Here is a 15,950-nt window from a genome sequence, read left to right as displayed (position 1 = left end):
AGGGGAGAGCCGTGTTATACCCGTAGGCACTGGCCGGGGGCAAGCCAGCCAGGCGATTCAGCCAGGCCGCCCTCTTCACCCTCGGATTCCGGCTCCCTCCTGACGGTGGAAGCCGGGGGTGATCTGACGAAAGGTCAGACTGATGCGCTCACCCACCTCCCGGGCGGTGGGCGCCAGGCAGTGATACACCCCTGGTGCCAGCCACAACAAGCTGCCGGAGGGCAGATCAACACCGTGGGCGTCTTTGGCATCAAACCGCAACCGCAGGCGCCGACACCCGCCCAGAGACAAAATCGCCAAGTCCGGTGCCAGTTCAGGTTCGTTGTCACGATGCCAGCCCATCCTGTCCTGACCATGCCGGTATCGGTTGACCAGCACCGCATTGAATCCGGGCCCCAGCCGGGCCATCAGCGGCAACAGGGGCGCAGGCAGTGGTTGCGGGGCCATCAACAGCCCCGAATAGCGGTAATCGCAACCGGGCCGCCCCAGATAACATTGCTGGCGCGGTATCGGGTGAGATTTGCCAAAGATCTGCACCTGCGGTTGCTGCCAATCCAGCGACTGCAACACCGGCCATAACTCGGCTTGTTCCGCCTCACTCAACCATTGCGGCACGATACGGGCAAGCAGACGTCCGGCACGATCGGTAATACACTGTTCAGGATCCGGCATTTTTGCGAAAATTTCCCTTTTGGCTATGAGTCCCCTGCATGTCCCAGCTTACCGTTAACGGCAATGAATTGCGCCTTGAGCGCTTCCCTCCCCAGCCAGAAGATCCCCTTCAGGCCTGGGACGCAGCCGATGAGCTGCTGCTGCATGCTCACCAGCTTCCCGATGGCCCGGTGCTGGTGCTGAATGATCACTTCGGCGCGCTGGCCTGCGGTTTGTCTGACCGCCCGCTGGTGTGGGTCAATGACAGCTATGTCGCCCACCAGGCGCTGGAACAGAATCTGGAACTGAATGAGCTGGAGCCCGCGCTCACTCCCCTCAGTGCCCTGGGCACCGAAGCCACGGCCGTGGTTGGGGTGATGATCAAGCTGCCACGTAGCCTGCGCCTGCTCACCACCCAACTGGACTGGCTGAATGCCAACCTTCCGGCAGGCACCCCGGTGGTGATTGGCGCCCGTCAGAAAGACATGCCCTCCACCCTGCCGGACCTGACCCGCCAGCTGCTGGACGAGGTTTCCCCTTCCCGTGCGGTCAAGAAAGCCCGTTTGGTGTATGGCCAGCTCAGCGGTCGCCAAAGCGGCGTGCCGGAGCGGCTGGATTGGCATTGCGAGCCCATCGACGCCACCGTGCGTAACTACCCCAATGTCTACGGAGCCAAGGCGCTGGATATCGGCGCACGCCTGCTGTTGCAGCACCTGCCCAGCAGCGACGGTGAAATCGTCGACCTCGGTTGCGGCAATGGCGTGCTGTCGATGGCGCTGCTGCAAGCCAACCCGGATGCCCACATTCTGGCCGTGGACGAATCCTGGGACGCGGTGCGCTCTACCGAGGAAAACCTCGCCAGTGTGGCCGATCAATCCCGCTTTGAGGTGGTGTGGAACGACTGTCTGTCCGGTATGGATGGCGGCCAGGCCGACTGGGTGGTATGCAACCCCCCGTTCCACCAGCAACAGGCGGTGACCGACCATATCGCCTGGCAGATGTTCCGAGACGCCAAACGCATCCTCAAGATGGGGGGCCGTCTGCGCATCGTCGGCAACCGTCACCTCGGCTACCACATCAAGCTGACCCGCCTGTTCGGTGGCTGCACCACCATCGCCTCCAACGCCAAGTTCGTGGTGCTGGAGGCGCAGAAGCGTTAAACCTGCTGACCGTCGCTTGCCACCACCGGGAAGCGACGGCCTGGCTCTCCCCCCCCTCCGCCACAGCAGAAGATCCCAATCTCAGAATCGGGTATTCTGCCGGGTACCGGTTAACACAGAGATAACTCAATGAAAAAACTGCTTTTGGCCGCCGCCGTTCTGCTCGGAGGCTGTGCCAGCCATCCGCAAAGCCTGATCATCGCCCCCACCGAGCCCATGCCCAGCGTCAACGCCGCCAGCAGCGCCAGCGTTGAACTGAGCTCCACCGACCATCGCACCGACACCTTCCTGGTGCGGATCCATGATGGCGATGGCCCGGCCCAGCTGATTAATGCCTCCAGCAACCCCCGCGCCCTACTGGAGTCCGGCCTGCGCGATGGCCTGAGTCGCCAGGGCTACGCCATGAGCGGCCACGGCACCGTGCGTATGGCCCTGACACTGGAAGAGCTGCAGGTGGATGTTGACCAAAGCGCCATGCGCCACATCGCCAACAGCCGAGCCACGGCTACCCTGGTGGTGGAGCAGGACAACCGCCAGCTGGTCAAGCGTTACCAGGCCCGGGGCGAAGTGAAAGGCGTACTCAAGGTGGAGTCGTCGGTACTGGAGCGTGAGGTCAATGACCGGCTGAACCAGCTGCTCAATGCCATGCTTAACGATCCGGAACTGCATCAATTCATTCAGTAAGGACGCCACTATGACCCGTGCCCTCACCCTTGCCTTTGGCCTGCTGTTTGCCAGCCTGGTCCAGGCCACCGATAATGACCCGCGGATCCAGCCGGGCAACCTGTTCCCCAAAGTGCAGATGGAAACCAGCCTCGGCACCCTGGTGGTGGAGCTGGACCGCAGCCGCGCGGAGCTGACCGTCGATAACTTTCTGCTGTACGTGGTGGACGGCGCCTACAACAACAGCGTCTTTCACCGGGTGATCGGTGACTTTGTGGTACAGGGTGGCGGCTACGATCGCGACTACCAGCCCATCCCGGAGCGGGACCCGGTAGTGAACGAGTCCGGCAACGGCCTCTCCAACAGCTACGGCACCATCGCCATGGCCCGCACCAACGAACCCCACAGCGCCACCAACCAGTTCTACTTCAATGTCGCCGACAACGAACGCCTGGACCCCTCCTCCCGCCGCTGGGGCTACGCGGTATTTGGTGAAGTGGTGGAGGGCAGCGAAGTGCTTGAGAGCATGGCGGCGGTGGAAACCGGCCCCCATGATGACGTACCCGGTGACACCATCCCCGTGACCCCGATGGTGCTGATTAAGGCCACCCTGCTGCCGGAATAACCCCTTACACCGGGCGGACCTTGTGTCCGCCTGCTGTCACCCCGTACCCTGAGCCTAACCCCCACCAGGAACCGATTGCCCATGGCGCCATTGGCACACCGCTTTGAAGCCCTCTCCGTCTACCTGCACAAGCGGGTGCTGATCCTGCTGGCCCTGGGGTTCTCCTCCGGTCTGCCCCTGATGCTGGTGTTCGGTACCCTGTCGGCATGGTTGCGGGAAGCGGGGGTTGAGCGGGCCACCATCGGATTTCTTAGCTGGGTGACGCTGGCCTACTCCATCAAGTTCCTCTGGGCACCACTGGTGGATCGCCTGCCCATCCCCCTGCTGACCCGATTACTGGGGCGACGCCGGGCCTGGCTGGTACTGGCCCAGCTGATGCTGATGGCCGGTCTGGCGGGGATGGCGATGACCGATCCCATGGCCAATCTGGCGGCACTGGTGGGCTTTGCCCTGATGGTGGCGTTTGCATCAGCCACCCAGGACATCGTGGTGGACGCGTTTCGCATCGAGGCCGCTCCGGAAAAGATGCAGGCCGCGCTCGCCGCCGCATACCAGATGGGTTACCGGCTGGCGATGATCCTCTCCAGCGCCGGCGCCCTGGCCATCGCCGCCTGGGCCGATCCCGACCCGTCGGTTTACCGCATTGAAGCCTGGCGCACCGCCTATCTGGTGATGGCGGCCGCCATGAGCATTGGCCTGCTCACCACCCTGCTGGCCAGTGAGCCGGAGGTGGACCGCCAACAAGCCAGCGACGCACAGGCTGCCACCCTGGCCCGGTTGAACCACCTGCCCCCCTGGCCGGCCCGCATTCTGGCCTGGGGCCACAGCGCCATCGTTGCGCCTTTTCAGGACTTTTTTCAGCGCTACGGCAAGCAGGCACTGCTGATCCTGGCGCTGATCGCCTGTTACCGCATCTCCGATGTGGTAATGGGAGTGATGGCCAACGTGTTCTATATCGACATGGGCTTCTCCAAGGCAGAGATCGCGGCAGTGTCCAAAGTGTTCGGCGTGATCATGACCCTGGTGGGCGCCGCACTCGGTGGGGCCTTGGTGTTCCGTTTCGGCACCATCCCCATCCTGTTTCTCGGTGCGGCGCTGGTGGCCGCCACCAATCTTCTGTTCGCGCTGCAGGCTCAGGTGGGCTACAACCTCACCCTGCTGGTGTTTGCCATCAGTGCCGACAACCTGAGCGCCGGCATCGCCACCTCGGCCTTTATCGCCTATCTCTCCAGCCTGGTGAACACCGCCTATTCCGCCACCCAATACGCCCTGCTCTCCTCCATGATGCTGCTGTTCCCCAAATTCGTTGCGGGATTCTCAGGCTATGTGGTCGATCAGGTGGGCTACATCTGGTTCTTCGTCTCCGCCAGTTTGCTGGGTCTGCCGGTGCTGTTGCTGATCCACCTTTTGCGTAAACAAACGCTGCAAGCGGCCTCACCAAAGCCAGCGCCAGAAAAATTGCAGTCGACCCAGCCTGAATGAACGGGGTAAGGTAACAAAAGATTTCGTTGCCAAGGACTTAGGCGATGACCCAAGACACTCTGTGGGGGCGACCCGAGCAGCAAACCCTGATGGCCGCCTCGTCCGGTGAGCAGACCATGGCCAATCTGCGGGTACTGATGATCCTGCTGATTGCTCTGGTGCCCAGTTACAAGCTGATCACCGGCACCGACCTGACCCCAGCCCTTTCGGTCAGCTTTATTGGCCTGGCTCTGGCCCTGATGTGGCGCGCCTTTCTGCGCCGCCGACAGTACGTTCCGGCGATGGCGTTCGCCTCAGTCACCTTTGATATCTCCCTGATCACTCTCGGCCTCTGGCTGGATTATCAAAGCCGCGATACCGGCTTGGCGCTGGTGAACAATAAGGGCACCTTTGCCCTCTATTTTCTTGCCATCACCTCCACCGCACTGCGTTACGACCGACGCCTCAGCCTGTTTGGCGGCGGGCTGGCCATCGCCTCCTACAGCCTGCTGTTTGCTGTGGCCCTGGAACACCCGGCGATCGCCAACCCTGAGCCAGAGTGGATAGACCGCTACGGCAATCTCTTTCTGCCGGACCAGGTGAGCCGCCTGCTGCTGCTGTTGATGGCCACCATGCTGGCCTGGACGCTGGTAAACCGTGCCTGCAACCTCGAGCGCAATGCCCTGAAAGACCCCCTGACCGGGCTCTACAACCGGGCGTTCCTGCAACAACACCTGATGCTCACCAGTGAACGGGCCAAGCGTAACGGCCAGCCCCTGGCCGTGGTGATGTTGGATCTGGATTTCTTTAAACGGGTCAACGACCGCTACGGTCATGGCGTTGGCGACCGGGTACTGGCGGCTTTTTCCCAACGCCTGAACGCGGGTCTGCGAGCCGGCGACCTGCTGGCCCGGTACGGTGGCGAAGAGTTTTGTCTGGTACTGAGCCAAACCTCACTGGAGGAGGCCAAAACCGTGTTGGCCAAACTGCATGAGCGGATTCAGGCCGAGCCCTTTGACGTGGGGGCTGAACACCCCATTTCGCTGACTTTCAGTGCCGGGGTTTGTGTATTGCAGGGTCAGGATGACACCCCGCAAGCCCTGCTGGAACGGGCCGACCACTGGCTGCTTCACGCCAAGCGCGCCGGTCGAGACCGCACCGGCTTTGCACCAATGTCTGGCCGACCGGCGCCTGGCTTAAGCGGGCTCTGAGGCCACTGCGCCCGTAGACCGCCCCCCCCAACAGGCCACGTCATCACATATTTCCGAACCCTTGAAATGACCAATGCGTCGAATCAGCCGGCAGCGAGAATCCCGATTGGGCGGGATTGTCGAGAGTGTGGCGTCACTGCAGAGTACGGAAAGCCATCACGCCTTGGCCAAGGTAAAGTGACTGACTGACGCGTGCATGCTGTTGGAGCTTTCCTCCAGTGACTCTGAAATGTCATAGGTTGTTTCAGAGCATCGTAATGCCTTGGTCGATAACTCCTGCACCTTGTGCAAGTTGGCATTGACGCTTTGTACCACCACGTTCTGCTGTTCGGCCGCGGTTGCCACCTGATTGTTCATGTCACTGATCGATTCCGTCAGGTTTGAGATATTTTGCATGGCAACCAAGCTGGCATTGGCCCCGTCGATGCTGCCGGTTGCCATATCCTGAGTACTGTTTATTAACTCGTTTGTTTCGGAGGCTTTCGTCTGCAAAGCAAGAATCAAAGCGTTAATCTGCTCGGTACTTTCCTGGGTTTTCAACGCCAGCAATCTGACCTCATCCGCCACAACCGCAAAGCCCCTTCCGGCATCGCCCGCCCTGGCCGCTTCAATAGCGGCATTAAGTGCGAGCAAATTGGTTTGTTCGGTAATGCTTTTAATGACGTCCAATATTGTTGCAATGTTATTCGACTCATCCAGCAACTCCGTCATTCTCACTTTGGCCATACCCACTTGGGAAACCAGATCACTAACGAGCTCATTCGAGCTTTCAGTTAACGCGACAACCTCCTTGACATTGGTGCTGGCATCTGTGGTTGAGTTGGCAGTCAACTGGGCATTCCTCGCGATCTCCTCAACGGTTGAAGACACCTGAGTCATCGAAGCCATCAAACACTCAATCTGCTCCGCCTGAAGGTTGGAAACCGCTTTCGTTTCCATCGAATTCTCACGCACCTGCTTGGCAAGCTCACCCGTTGAATTTGATGATGAGATGATACTTTTAACAACAGAACTCAGGTTGGAGGACATCCGGATAACCGAAGAGTAGATGCCCGTGAGCTCTTCGTGATATTGACTCTCGTCATCTATTGATAAATCTCCAGACGCAACACTTTCAACTATCCTTTCAATTTCTAAAGGTTCACCGCCAATTGGCCTGTATATTTTCCTTATGAGATAAACTGCTGCAAAACTACAGAAAGCAAGAACACCGATAAGATATATGTATATTGTGTTTTTCGTTTGTTCCGAGGTTTGTTCAAGGAGTCTCTTTTCCTCGTCCGTCATATCATTGAGCGTTTGAGATGACTTTATGGCCAAGTCGATACCACGATTTTGGTCGTCTTTTATTTTTGACTTGATTTTTAGCGTACTGGATATAATTTCATTCAGTGTGGATATCTCTTGTTCGATCTCTTTCTTATTATCCTCAGGGATTTTACTTAAAACACTTTCATCGAAAAGTAACTGGTAATCATCAAGCCATTGTGAATTAGGAATCAACACACCCACTTTAACTATCGAGTCTTTAAGGTCAAAAATTTCATCCCTTTCCAAGTCGGTGAAAATTCCTGAGTCATCCTCCAACAGGCGCTCAATGGTTTCAATAAGCATTAATGAAACAGAAGAAAACTCCTTCGTTTTAATATCCAGCTCTTCACTTGATTTATTATAGGACTCAAATGTTTGGTGAAACCCATCCAGCAGCCCCCTAATTTTCAACAACTCTGCATCGCTTATATGCTCTTTATGCGCCCCATTAATCTCTGCCAGCTTGTCGACACCGTGCCTGTAATTTTCCTCAAATCTATCAGCGATTACTGGGTCGCCAAGCAATATATAGCCCTGCTTATATATTCTGGCTAAATATACATTCTCTTTAACTTCGTTCATGGAGTTGACCACACTCACTCCAACTGAATTTTCATGTATTGCACTATTTACCACATACCCAAACAGTATTATTGCGGATATTACAGAGGAAATAATGAAGTATATATTAAATTTCACACTTGAAAAAATATTCATAAGGTTAACCTAATGCACTTTAGACGAAACCCGGTTAAGACAAGCCTTCATATGCGGCGCCTCAAAGCTAATGCCAAAGGCAATCTAGGTGAGCTTTAACCAATCCCCTTGCTTAATCTACCTAATTAATAAAATTTAATTAGTTTTATGATCTGTTAATCGGCATTTAATTTATAAACAGCGACCGACTTCGTCTGTTATGCAAAGTCCGGCTCTAAAGAGGTGAACAACGTATCGTAATCGTTAGCTCATCACTGCACGCTCCCCAAATCGCCCGCAGGATGATGACTCATGGATAAGAGAACAGGATCAATGCCAAGCGTCGGATCACTGCCTCTCAACTGGCCCCAATGGCATGTCACCAAACAAAACGGGCTGCCCTGAGGCAGCCCGTTTTTGAGTCAGCATTACCGGTAATTAATCACGGAAGTTGTTGAACTGAACCGGCTGGTCCAGGTTCTCGCCGCGCAGCAACGCCATCGTCGCCTGCAGGTCGTCGCGCTTCTTGCCGGTTACCCGAACCTTGTCGCCCTGAATCGAAGCCTGCACTTTCAGCTTGGACTCTTTGATCAGTTTCACCAGCTTCTTGGCAAAGTCTTGCTCAATGCCCTGGCGGAATGTCGCGGGACGGGAGACGGTTTTGCCGGAAAACTCCGCCTTGCCCAGGCTCATGGCATCGGCATCCACATTGCGCTTGGCCAGGTTGCCACGCAGGATGCTCTCCATCTGCTGGATCTGAAACTCCGCATCAGCCTTCATGGTCACGACCATGTCTTTGTAGCTGAAGCTCGCATCAACGCCGCGAAAATCAAAGCGGGTTTCCAGCTCACGGACGGAATTATCGACGGCGTTCTTAATCTCTACCGCATCCACTTCGGATACGATGTCAAATGACGGCATTGGAACCTCCTACCATAATAGTGGTGCAAGTTTACCTTAGGAACGCTTGCCTGGCACCCGCGCCCTGTCGGCACACGTCGACTTTGGCGTTAATTGATGACATACGGACTTTGGCTGCATACTATCGCCCCATGCTTCAGATCATTACTCAACCCAATACCGACCAGCGTCGAATCGGCCAGCTGCTCCTGCTGCTGGCGCTTGCGGTCACCTCCTATCTGGTCTTTTCCAAGCCCGGATACGGTCAGCCGTTCAACCATTTCGACAAACTGGGCCATCTGGGCGCGTTCTTCTCGCTGGCCGCTCTGCTGCAGCTGGCCACCAACTGGCGCCCATTGACTCAGCTCACCCTGTTACTGGTCTACGCGGCGGCCATTGAGATCGTGCAGGGACAGTTGCCCTACCGCAGTGCCGATGTGGCCGACCTTATCGCCGATATGCTGGGCGCACTGAGTTTCCACCTGCTGCTGTTGCTGCTGCGACGCTGGCAGGCGTCATGACCGTCGGGGTGCTGGGCGCCGGTGCGTTGGGCCAGCTGCTGGCGCATCAGCTGGCCGCGGCCGATCTGTCCGTTACTCTGTTGCGCCGCCCCGGCACCACGGACCGCCAGATCAGCCATACTTTGCACCCCCTTAACGGACCTGAGCAGCGACGTAGCCTGACCCATGTCGCCAGCGATACTCCCCTTCCCCTCAGCCTGGTTCTGGTGTTGACCAAAGCCCAGGATTGCCTCAACGCCTTGGCGCCTCTGCTCAGCTGGTTGCCCGAGTCGGTACCGGTGGTGCTACTGCATAACGGCCTCGGGCCACAGCAGGCGGCGGCCGAGCGTTGGCCAGAACGCCCTTGGTGGGCGGGAAGCCTGAGTGATGGCGCCCTGGCGCTGAACCCGCATACCGTCCGTCATACGGGCCAGGGCACGCGGCGGGCCGGGCCGCTCTCCGTATCGGTTCAGGCAATGGCGATGCCCGCTCCCTTGGCCCAGCTGGGATTTGAGTATGACGCAGAGGTCATGACCGCCCTGTGGCAGAAACTCACGGTCAACCTGCTGATAAACCCCCTGACTGCCCGGGACAGGGTCACCAATGGCACCCTGCTACACCGCGACTATCTGGCCACCCTGCGACAGTTGGCTGATGAGGCGGCGGCCGTGGGCCAGGCATCAGGGCATGCCGACTCTCCGGCAGCCATTCTTGACCGGGCCCTGAGCGTGGCCAGTGCCACCGCCAATAACCGCTCCTCAATGCTGCAGGACATTGAGGCCGGGCGCCCCACTGAGTTGGATGCCATCACCGGCTACCTGTTGCAACAGGCCCGCCGTTACGGCCTCCCCTGCCCCGGCCATCAGGCGCTGTATCAGCAACTTCAGGGCTAAGCACCCGCTACCCGATACGAAAAAGGCCAGCATTCGCTGGCCTTTCTGTTAGTGGGTGCTGACTTAACCGGCACGTCGGCGACTGACCGCATCCGCCAGCTGCGCCAGCAGCGTCTCGGTGTCCTCCCAACCGATGCAGGCGTCGGTCACGCTCTGGCCAAAGGTGAGTTCACAGCCGGCCGCCAGATCCTGACGCCCCTCCACAAGATGGCTTTCCACCATGGCGCCAAAGATGGCGCGCTCGCCATTGGCCAGCTGTCCACAAACGTCTTCGCACACCGCCAACTGGCGCTTGAACTGCTTGGCGCTGTTGGCGTGGCTGAAGTCGATCATCAGGTTTTGCGGCAATCCGGCTTCGGCCAGTTCGGTGCTGATGGCCTGCACATGCTCGGCGCTGTAGTTGGGCGTCTTTCCACCCCGCAGGATGATGTGGCAATCCGGGTTACCGGCGGTGGCCACAATGGCGGAATGGCCATACTTGGTGACCGACAGGAAGTGGTGCGGCGCACTGGCGGAGGCGATGGCGTCGATGGCGATGCGGATGGTGCCATCAGTGCCGTTCTTAAAGCCCACCGGGCAGGAGAGGCCGGAGGCCAGCTCGCGGTGCACCTGGGATTCCGTGGTTCGGGCGCCAATCGCGCCCCAGCACATCAGGTCAGCGACGTACTGGGGGGTGATCATATCCAGGTACTCACCGGCAGTGGGCAGGCCCATGTCATTCAGGTCCACCAGCAGTTTACGAGCGGTACGCAGGCCATCATTGAGGCGGAAACTGTTGTCCAGCCCCGGGTCATTGATCAGTCCCTTCCAGCCCACCGTGGTACGGGGCTTTTCGAAGTAGACCCGCATCACCACCTCAAGCTGGTCCTGGTACTGTTCGCGCAGTACCCGCAGGCGACGGCCGTATTCCAGCGCCGCTTCCGGGTCGTGGATGGAGCAGGGGCCAATCACCACCAACAGGCGGTCATCTTCCCGTTGCAGCAACTTATGGATGGCGCGACGCGCATTAAAGACGGTCTCAGAGGCGGTTTCCGTGGCCGGAAAGCGTTCCAGAATGGCGATGGGGGGAAGGAGTTCTTTGATTTCGTTGATGCGAACATCGTCATTCTTGTAATACATTGGCTTACCACGCTGGTTCTCGGGAAAAAACTTGGCCTTCTGGATGGCTCTGACTTTGGTACCCTATCACAGCATGGCTAAATTCCCATCACAAAAAACGGCGCCCGAAGGCGCCGTTTTGCGTTGATAACCCGATGACTCAGGGACGATAAACCTTAATGTTGTTATAGCCCTGCTCTTTCAGATACAACGCCTGCAGTTTGCTCATGACACCACGGTCGCAATACAGCAGGTAGGTTCGGCTGGCATCCAGGTTTTCGAACTGGCTGGCCAATTTGAAGAACGGCAGGGTCATCACCTCGCTGCCCGCCACGACGAGGGGGCTCTGCTCCTCCTCTTCCGGGGCGCGGATATCAAGGATGATCTCACCGGCAGCGGCCTGCTGTACGGTTTCCATCTCAACGGTTTCGGTCGGTTGTGCCATCGCCAACTCCCGGATGTCCTGTACTTTGGTGGCCGCCAGCACGCGCTCAATCAGGTCTTCGGAGAACTTGGCTTCCTCCGCTTCCACCTTGGAGAGCACCGCTTTCACGGTGGGGCGCTGAGAGATAACACCACAATATTCGGGCATCACTTCAGCGAACGGGGCGGTGCCAATGGCCCGCGCAGTATCCACGATCTCCTGCTTATCCCAGGTGATCAGCGGACGCAGAATTACGGTGTCGGTCGCACGGTCGATCACGTTGAGGTTGGTCAGGGTCTGGGAAGACACCTGTCCCATCGCTTCACCGGTCACCAGCGCCGGGATGTCGAAACGGGCCGCGACTTCAGCAGCCACTTTCATCATCATGCGTTTCAGCACCACGCCCATCTGGCCGTTATCAACCCGCTCGAGGATCTCCTCAACCACCGGCTCAAACGGCACGCTGATAAAGCGCACTCGGTGGGAGCTGCCAAACTTGTTCCACAGGTAGTACGCCACCTCCTTCACACCGCGCTCGTGCTCTGCACCGCCGAGGTTGAAGAAGCAGTAGTGGGTACGGGTACCGCGCTTGATCGCCTGATAGGTGGAGACACCGGAGTCAAAACCGCCGGAAATCAGGCTCAGCACGTCTTCCTGGGTACCAATGGGGAAACCGCCCAGGCCCTGGTGACGATGCTCAACCAGATAGCACTTGTCCTCTTCGATCTGGATATGGATGGTCATATCCGGATCTTTCAGTTTCACGCCATTGCTCTGGCAGTGCTGATTCAGACCACCACCCACGTAGCGCTCAACGTCCAGAGAGCTGAACTCGTGCTTACCGGAACGCTTAACCCGCACACAGAACGTCTTGCCGGCCAGGCGGTCGCCAAAGATGCGCTGGGTGTGCTGGTAGATGTCGTCCAGGCTTTCGAAATTGTGCTGGGTCACTTCCAGGAAGTGGCTGATGCCCGGCAGACACTTAAGGGTCTCAACGTAGCGGTCACGCAGTTGCGGCTCATCGCTCTGGCTGCTGATAACGATGTGATCCCAGTTGAACCGAACCCGCGCGTCGTCATCCAGCTTGCGCAGGATATTGCGAATGTTGGACACCAACATTTTGGAGAAGCGCACGCGCACCGGCTTGGACTTGATCATCACTTCCGAGTGCAGCTTGACGATAAATTTCATGACCTGTCTGACACCTAAGATTGAAAAGCGCGGGATTATACCCCACGCCGTGACAACGGGGGAGCCTCCTGACGCTTTTCCGAGCATAGAAGTGACACCGCAGGGGTGTAAAGGTGAACCCGATCAGGGAAGAACGCGGATCTCTTCCGATTCTTTGGCCTTGCCCTGATTGATGGTGATCTCAACCCGACGGTTGCGCACCCGCCCTTCCCAGGTGTCATTACTGACCAGCGGTTCGTTTTCCGCCACACCACGCAGCTCCATCCGGCCCGGGTCGAAGCCCTCCACTTTCACCAGCTCATGGGCAACCGATACGGCCCGCTGGGTGGAAAGCTCCCAGTTGGAGCGGTAAAGCTCGTTGTCGATGGTGGTGTTGTCGGTATGGCCGGTCACACTGATGATGCCGGGCACATCCTTGAGCAGGTTACCCACGGCGTGGATCACCGGGCGAAAGCGGGGCTGCAAAAACGCCGAGCCCGCCGGGAAGGCGCCTTTTTCACGGATCCGGATGATGATCTGCTGACCCAAAGATTCCACCTCAATGGCGCCATCGAGGATCTGGTCCTCCAGCTGTTGGGCGATCTTCTTGGTCAGCTCATTGACGTTATCGGCGTCCGAGGCACTGGTGCGGGTCTGGCTTTGGTTGCTCTGCTCCGCTCTGGGCTGGTTGGCGGTCTGGCTGGAGGTGCCGCCGCGGCTGTTGCCACTCTGGTTCTGCTGGCCACCGGCCTGGTCAGACTCGCCGGGCTGGTAGTTGAGCATATCGCGGGTGAACTCAACGGTTTGCTGCTGAATCACTTCGATGGGGGTGGGGTCAGGACGGCCCGGACGAAACTCCTGGGCGATCACTGAGGTGCCACGGGGGATGTCTTTCACTTCCACCTTGTTCTGCACACCAAAGGCGTACTTCATAGAGCCGGCGATCTGCTTGAACTTCAGCACGTCCATCTCGGAGAACGCCAGCAGCAGAACGAAGAAGCACATCAGCAGGGTGGCCAGGTCCGCAAAGGTGGCCATCCATGCCGGTGCGCCAGCCGCCTGCTTACGCTTAGGAGCAAATTCCGACATCAATCCTCCGTGGTATCGATGGCGCGCTTCTTCTCATTCAGGTAATTCTTGAGGAAGCCCTCGATCACCCGGGGGTTCTGGCCATCCTGAATCGCCAGCACCGCATCCATAATCAAGCGGCGATTCAGCATCTCCTCCTGCATCCGCAGCTCCAGTTTGTCAGCAATGGGCAGTGCGACCATGTTGGCGATAACGGCCCCGTACAGGGTGGTCAACAACGCCACTGCCATGGCCGGGCCGATGGTTTTGGGGTCATCCATGTTGTTCAGCATGGCCACCAGGCCAATCAGGGTACCGATCATCCCCATGGCCGGGGCAACCTCCCCCAGTTTGCGGAAGATGTCGATGCCGGCGGCGTGACGCTCTGCGGTGAGGCCGATGTCCTTGGCCAGCGCATCCCGCACCACCTCGGCATCATGGCCATCCACCAGCAGGTCGACCGCTTTCTTCATAAAACTGTTGTTGACCTCCGCCTCCTCCAGGGCCAGAAAGCCCCCTTTGCGGGCGGCGTCCGCCATTGTCACGCTTTGGTCAATCAGCTCTTCCGGTTTGTCCAGTTTGAACATGAACGCCTTGGTGGCGATCTTTACCGCACCAAAAAACTGTTTCATGTTGAACTTCATCATCACCACGAACAGCGAACCGGCCAGTACAATCAGTACCGATTCGATATTGACAAAGATCATCACGTCGCCACCTTGCACCATTGCCATGATGACAAAGGCGAAGGCACCAATAAGGCCGATGAGAGTCGCCAGATCCACAGATGCTCCTAGCTACAGTCCACTGTATTGGGTTAATGGCCTAAGGCGGCCGCAGGAAGTTGAAAATGCTGCCCTATTGTCCTTATCGGTTCCGGCACTGGCAAGTTTAGAGAAATTTCCCGAAGCTGGGCGCTGCTTCATTGATCCAGACTGGCCAAAACAGTACCTTTTAGCCCCCGATATCCATGGGAGTCAGACAGTGGCGAAAAAACCGGAAAATATGGCCTTCGAGGCGGCACTGGCCGAGCTCGAGGCAATCGTGGCTCAGCTGGAGCAAGGCGAAGTGCCGCTGGAGCAAGCCCTGACCCAGTTTGAGCGGGGCATCGCCCTGGTGCGTGCCAGCCAGCAAAAGCTGGAACAGGCTCAGCAGCAGGTGCAGATCCTGAGCCAGGATCCCAACCAACCGTTGCAGCCTTTTGGTGCTGAGGACGCCTGATGCACACCGCTTTGAGTCACTACCAAACCCGGGTTAATGCTGCCCTTGAGCGGATCTTCGATGATCTGCCGGTCACCGATCCGCGCCTGCTCGATGCCATGCGCTACGGCACCCTGCTGGGTGGCAAGCGGGTTCGTCCCTTTCTGGTTTATGCTACCGGCACCATGCTGGGGGCCAAAGAGGACGATCTGGACAGCCTGGCGGCGGCAGTGGAGTGCATCCACGCCTACTCGTTGATCCACGACGACCTGCCGGCCATGGATGATGACCACCTGCGCCGCGGCCAGCCCACGGTGCACATCGCCTTTGATGAGGCCACCGCGATTCTGGCTGGTGACGCACTGCAGGGGCTGGCTTACGAACTGCTGGCCGAAGCGCCACTTCCGGCGGCGCTGGAAGGCAATCGCATCGCCATGCTGCGCAGCCTGGCCCGGGCTTCCGGCTATCAGGGGATGTGTGGCGGCCAGGCCATCGATCTGGCCAGCACCGGCAAACGTATCGAGCTGGACGCCCTGCAGCAGCTGCATCGACTGAAAACCGGTGCACTCATCCGCTCTGCCGTGGAAATGGGCAGCTACGGCGTGGCCGACCTGGCCACCGAGCATCGCGATGCGCTGCTGCGCTATGCCGAGGCCATTGGCTTGGCGTTCCAGGTTCAGGACGACATCCTGGACATCACCGCCGACACCGAACAGCTGGGCAAGCCCCAGGGTTCTGACCAGGCGGCGGACAAGAGCACCTTCCCCGCCCTACTCGGACTGGACGGCGCTCGTGACGCGGCGCAGAGTCTGTATCAGGATGCCCTGACAGCACTCGCAGAGTTGCCGTACAATACCGAACATCTTCAGGCTTTCGCTCGCTATATCGTCGAGCGCGGCCAGTAACGAACAAACAAGCG

At 58.3% G+C, this 15,950-nt stretch carries 16 protein-coding genes; 9 read left to right on the top strand and 7 right to left on the bottom strand.

Going from position 1 to position 15,950, the window contains the following annotated elements; all coding sequences use genetic code 11:
• Nucleotides 1-75: 75 nt before the first annotated feature.
• Nucleotides 76-672, bottom strand: coding sequence for an alpha-ketoglutarate-dependent dioxygenase AlkB family protein (locus tag FBAL_RS04625; protein WP_013344405.1), 597 nt, complete (start codon nucleotides 670-672; stop codon nucleotides 76-78).
• 38 nt (nucleotides 673-710) lie between these two features.
• Here FBAL_RS04625 and FBAL_RS04620 point away from each other — a divergent pair, with 38 nt between their 5' ends.
• The 5 genes from FBAL_RS04620 (at nucleotide 711) to FBAL_RS19490 (ending at nucleotide 5,771) form a co-directional block, all read left to right on the top strand.
• The gene (locus tag FBAL_RS04620; protein WP_013344404.1) at nucleotides 711-1,811 is read left to right on the top strand and encodes a methyltransferase; all 1,101 of its coding nucleotides are present in this window, start codon (nucleotides 711-713) and stop codon (nucleotides 1,809-1,811) included.
• Nucleotides 1,812-1,940: 129 nt separating this feature from the next.
• Nucleotides 1,941-2,495 (top strand): YajG family lipoprotein, encoded by a 555-nt coding sequence (locus FBAL_RS04615; protein WP_013344403.1) that lies wholly within the window; start codon nucleotides 1,941-1,943, stop codon nucleotides 2,493-2,495.
• Between the two features lie 10 nt (nucleotides 2,496-2,505).
• Nucleotides 2,506-3,099, top strand: coding sequence for a peptidylprolyl isomerase (locus FBAL_RS04610; RefSeq protein WP_013344402.1), 594 nt, complete (start codon nucleotides 2,506-2,508; stop codon nucleotides 3,097-3,099).
• 81 nt (nucleotides 3,100-3,180) lie between these two features.
• The gene (locus FBAL_RS04605; protein ID WP_013344401.1) at nucleotides 3,181-4,581 is read left to right on the top strand and encodes an AmpG family muropeptide MFS transporter; all 1,401 of its coding nucleotides are present in this window, start codon (nucleotides 3,181-3,183) and stop codon (nucleotides 4,579-4,581) included.
• Nucleotides 4,582-4,625: 44 nt separating this feature from the next.
• Complete coding sequence (locus FBAL_RS19490) at nucleotides 4,626-5,771, top strand: GGDEF domain-containing protein (RefSeq protein ID WP_013344400.1); 1,146 nt, start codon at nucleotides 4,626-4,628, stop codon at nucleotides 5,769-5,771.
• Nucleotides 5,772-5,927: 156 nt separating this feature from the next.
• Here FBAL_RS19490 and FBAL_RS04595 read toward each other — a convergent pair whose 3' ends face one another.
• Together FBAL_RS04595 and FBAL_RS04590 are read right to left on the bottom strand one after the other, a co-directional pair.
• Nucleotides 5,928-7,664, bottom strand: coding sequence for a methyl-accepting chemotaxis protein (locus tag FBAL_RS04595; protein ID WP_171814249.1), 1,737 nt, complete (start codon nucleotides 7,662-7,664; stop codon nucleotides 5,928-5,930).
• A 552-nt stretch (nucleotides 7,665-8,216) separates the two neighbouring features.
• Nucleotides 8,217-8,699: a YajQ family cyclic di-GMP-binding protein gene (locus FBAL_RS04590; protein WP_013344398.1), complete on the bottom strand. Its 483-nt coding sequence runs from the start codon at nucleotides 8,697-8,699 to the stop codon at nucleotides 8,217-8,219.
• 131 nt (nucleotides 8,700-8,830) lie between these two features.
• Between FBAL_RS04590 and FBAL_RS04585 the strand changes: the two genes are divergently transcribed.
• A complete protein-coding gene (locus FBAL_RS04585; protein ID WP_013344397.1) occupies nucleotides 8,831-9,199 on the top strand; it encodes a VanZ family protein in 369 nt (122 codons plus the stop codon).
• Entirely contained in the window at nucleotides 9,196-10,071 is an 876-nt protein-coding gene (locus tag FBAL_RS04580) for a ketopantoate reductase family protein (protein ID WP_013344396.1), read from the top strand. Before FBAL_RS04585 ends, FBAL_RS04580 begins: the two co-directional genes overlap by 4 nt.
• Before the next feature lie 63 nt (nucleotides 10,072-10,134).
• On the opposite strand, the gene aroG is transcribed toward FBAL_RS04580, so the two are convergent.
• From aroG to pomA, 4 genes are all read right to left on the bottom strand, one after another.
• Nucleotides 10,135-11,190, bottom strand: a complete 1,056-nt coding sequence (gene aroG / locus FBAL_RS04575) for a 3-deoxy-7-phosphoheptulonate synthase AroG (protein ID WP_013344395.1) — start codon at nucleotides 11,188-11,190, stop codon at nucleotides 10,135-10,137.
• 139 nt (nucleotides 11,191-11,329) lie between these two features.
• Entirely contained in the window at nucleotides 11,330-12,784 is a 1,455-nt protein-coding gene (gene thiI, locus FBAL_RS04570; RefSeq protein WP_013344394.1) for a tRNA uracil 4-sulfurtransferase ThiI, read from the bottom strand.
• Between the two features lie 123 nt (nucleotides 12,785-12,907).
• Nucleotides 12,908-13,852 (bottom strand): flagellar motor protein MotB, encoded by a 945-nt coding sequence (locus FBAL_RS04565; protein ID WP_013344393.1) that lies wholly within the window; start codon nucleotides 13,850-13,852, stop codon nucleotides 12,908-12,910.
• Nucleotides 13,852-14,616, bottom strand: a complete 765-nt coding sequence (gene pomA, locus FBAL_RS04560) for a flagellar motor protein PomA (RefSeq protein WP_013344392.1) — start codon at nucleotides 14,614-14,616, stop codon at nucleotides 13,852-13,854. Before pomA ends, FBAL_RS04565 begins: the two co-directional genes overlap by 1 nt.
• Before the next feature lie 199 nt (nucleotides 14,617-14,815).
• On the opposite strand from pomA, the gene xseB reads away from it, so the two are divergent.
• Both xseB and ispA read left to right on the top strand, forming a co-directional pair.
• Nucleotides 14,816-15,052: an exodeoxyribonuclease VII small subunit gene (gene xseB, locus FBAL_RS04555; protein ID WP_013344391.1), complete on the top strand. Its 237-nt coding sequence runs from the start codon at nucleotides 14,816-14,818 to the stop codon at nucleotides 15,050-15,052.
• On the top strand, nucleotides 15,049-15,936 hold the full coding sequence (ispA, locus tag FBAL_RS04550; RefSeq protein ID WP_216086823.1) for a (2E,6E)-farnesyl diphosphate synthase: 888 nt from the start codon (nucleotides 15,049-15,051) through the stop codon (nucleotides 15,934-15,936). Before xseB ends, ispA begins: the two co-directional genes overlap by 4 nt.
• The last annotated feature ends 14 nt before the right edge of the window (nucleotides 15,937-15,950 follow it).

The organism is Ferrimonas balearica DSM 9799 (assembly GCF_000148645.1).
Taxonomy (GTDB): domain Bacteria; phylum Pseudomonadota; class Gammaproteobacteria; order Enterobacterales; family Shewanellaceae; genus Ferrimonas; species Ferrimonas balearica.
This window is presented reverse-complemented; position numbering and strand designations above follow the sequence as displayed.

Excerpts from the sequence above, each read along its gene's own strand:
- FBAL_RS04625 (WP_013344405.1), bottom strand. The coding sequence starts at position 672 with ATGCCGGATCCTGAACAGTGTATTACCGATCGTGCCGGACGTCTGCTT.
- FBAL_RS04620 (WP_013344404.1), top strand. The coding sequence starts at position 711 with ATGTCCCAGCTTACCGTTAACGGCAATGAATTGCGCCTTGAGCGCTTC.
- FBAL_RS04615 (WP_013344403.1), top strand. The coding sequence starts at position 1,941 with ATGAAAAAACTGCTTTTGGCCGCCGCCGTTCTGCTCGGAGGCTGTGCC.
- FBAL_RS04610 (WP_013344402.1), top strand. The coding sequence starts at position 2,506 with ATGACCCGTGCCCTCACCCTTGCCTTTGGCCTGCTGTTTGCCAGCCTG.
- FBAL_RS04605 (WP_013344401.1), top strand. The coding sequence starts at position 3,181 with ATGGCGCCATTGGCACACCGCTTTGAAGCCCTCTCCGTCTACCTGCAC.
- FBAL_RS19490 (WP_013344400.1), top strand. The coding sequence starts at position 4,626 with ATGACCCAAGACACTCTGTGGGGGCGACCCGAGCAGCAAACCCTGATG.
- FBAL_RS04595 (WP_171814249.1), bottom strand. The coding sequence starts at position 7,664 with ATGAACGAAGTTAAAGAGAATGTATATTTAGCCAGAATATATAAGCAG.
- FBAL_RS04590 (WP_013344398.1), bottom strand. The coding sequence starts at position 8,699 with ATGCCGTCATTTGACATCGTATCCGAAGTGGATGCGGTAGAGATTAAG.
- FBAL_RS04585 (WP_013344397.1), top strand. The coding sequence starts at position 8,831 with ATGCTTCAGATCATTACTCAACCCAATACCGACCAGCGTCGAATCGGC.
- FBAL_RS04580 (WP_013344396.1), top strand. The coding sequence starts at position 9,196 with ATGACCGTCGGGGTGCTGGGCGCCGGTGCGTTGGGCCAGCTGCTGGCG.
- aroG (WP_013344395.1), bottom strand. The coding sequence starts at position 11,190 with ATGTATTACAAGAATGACGATGTTCGCATCAACGAAATCAAAGAACTC.
- thiI (WP_013344394.1), bottom strand. The coding sequence starts at position 12,784 with ATGAAATTTATCGTCAAGCTGCACTCGGAAGTGATGATCAAGTCCAAG.
- FBAL_RS04565 (WP_013344393.1), bottom strand. The coding sequence starts at position 13,852 with ATGTCGGAATTTGCTCCTAAGCGTAAGCAGGCGGCTGGCGCACCGGCA.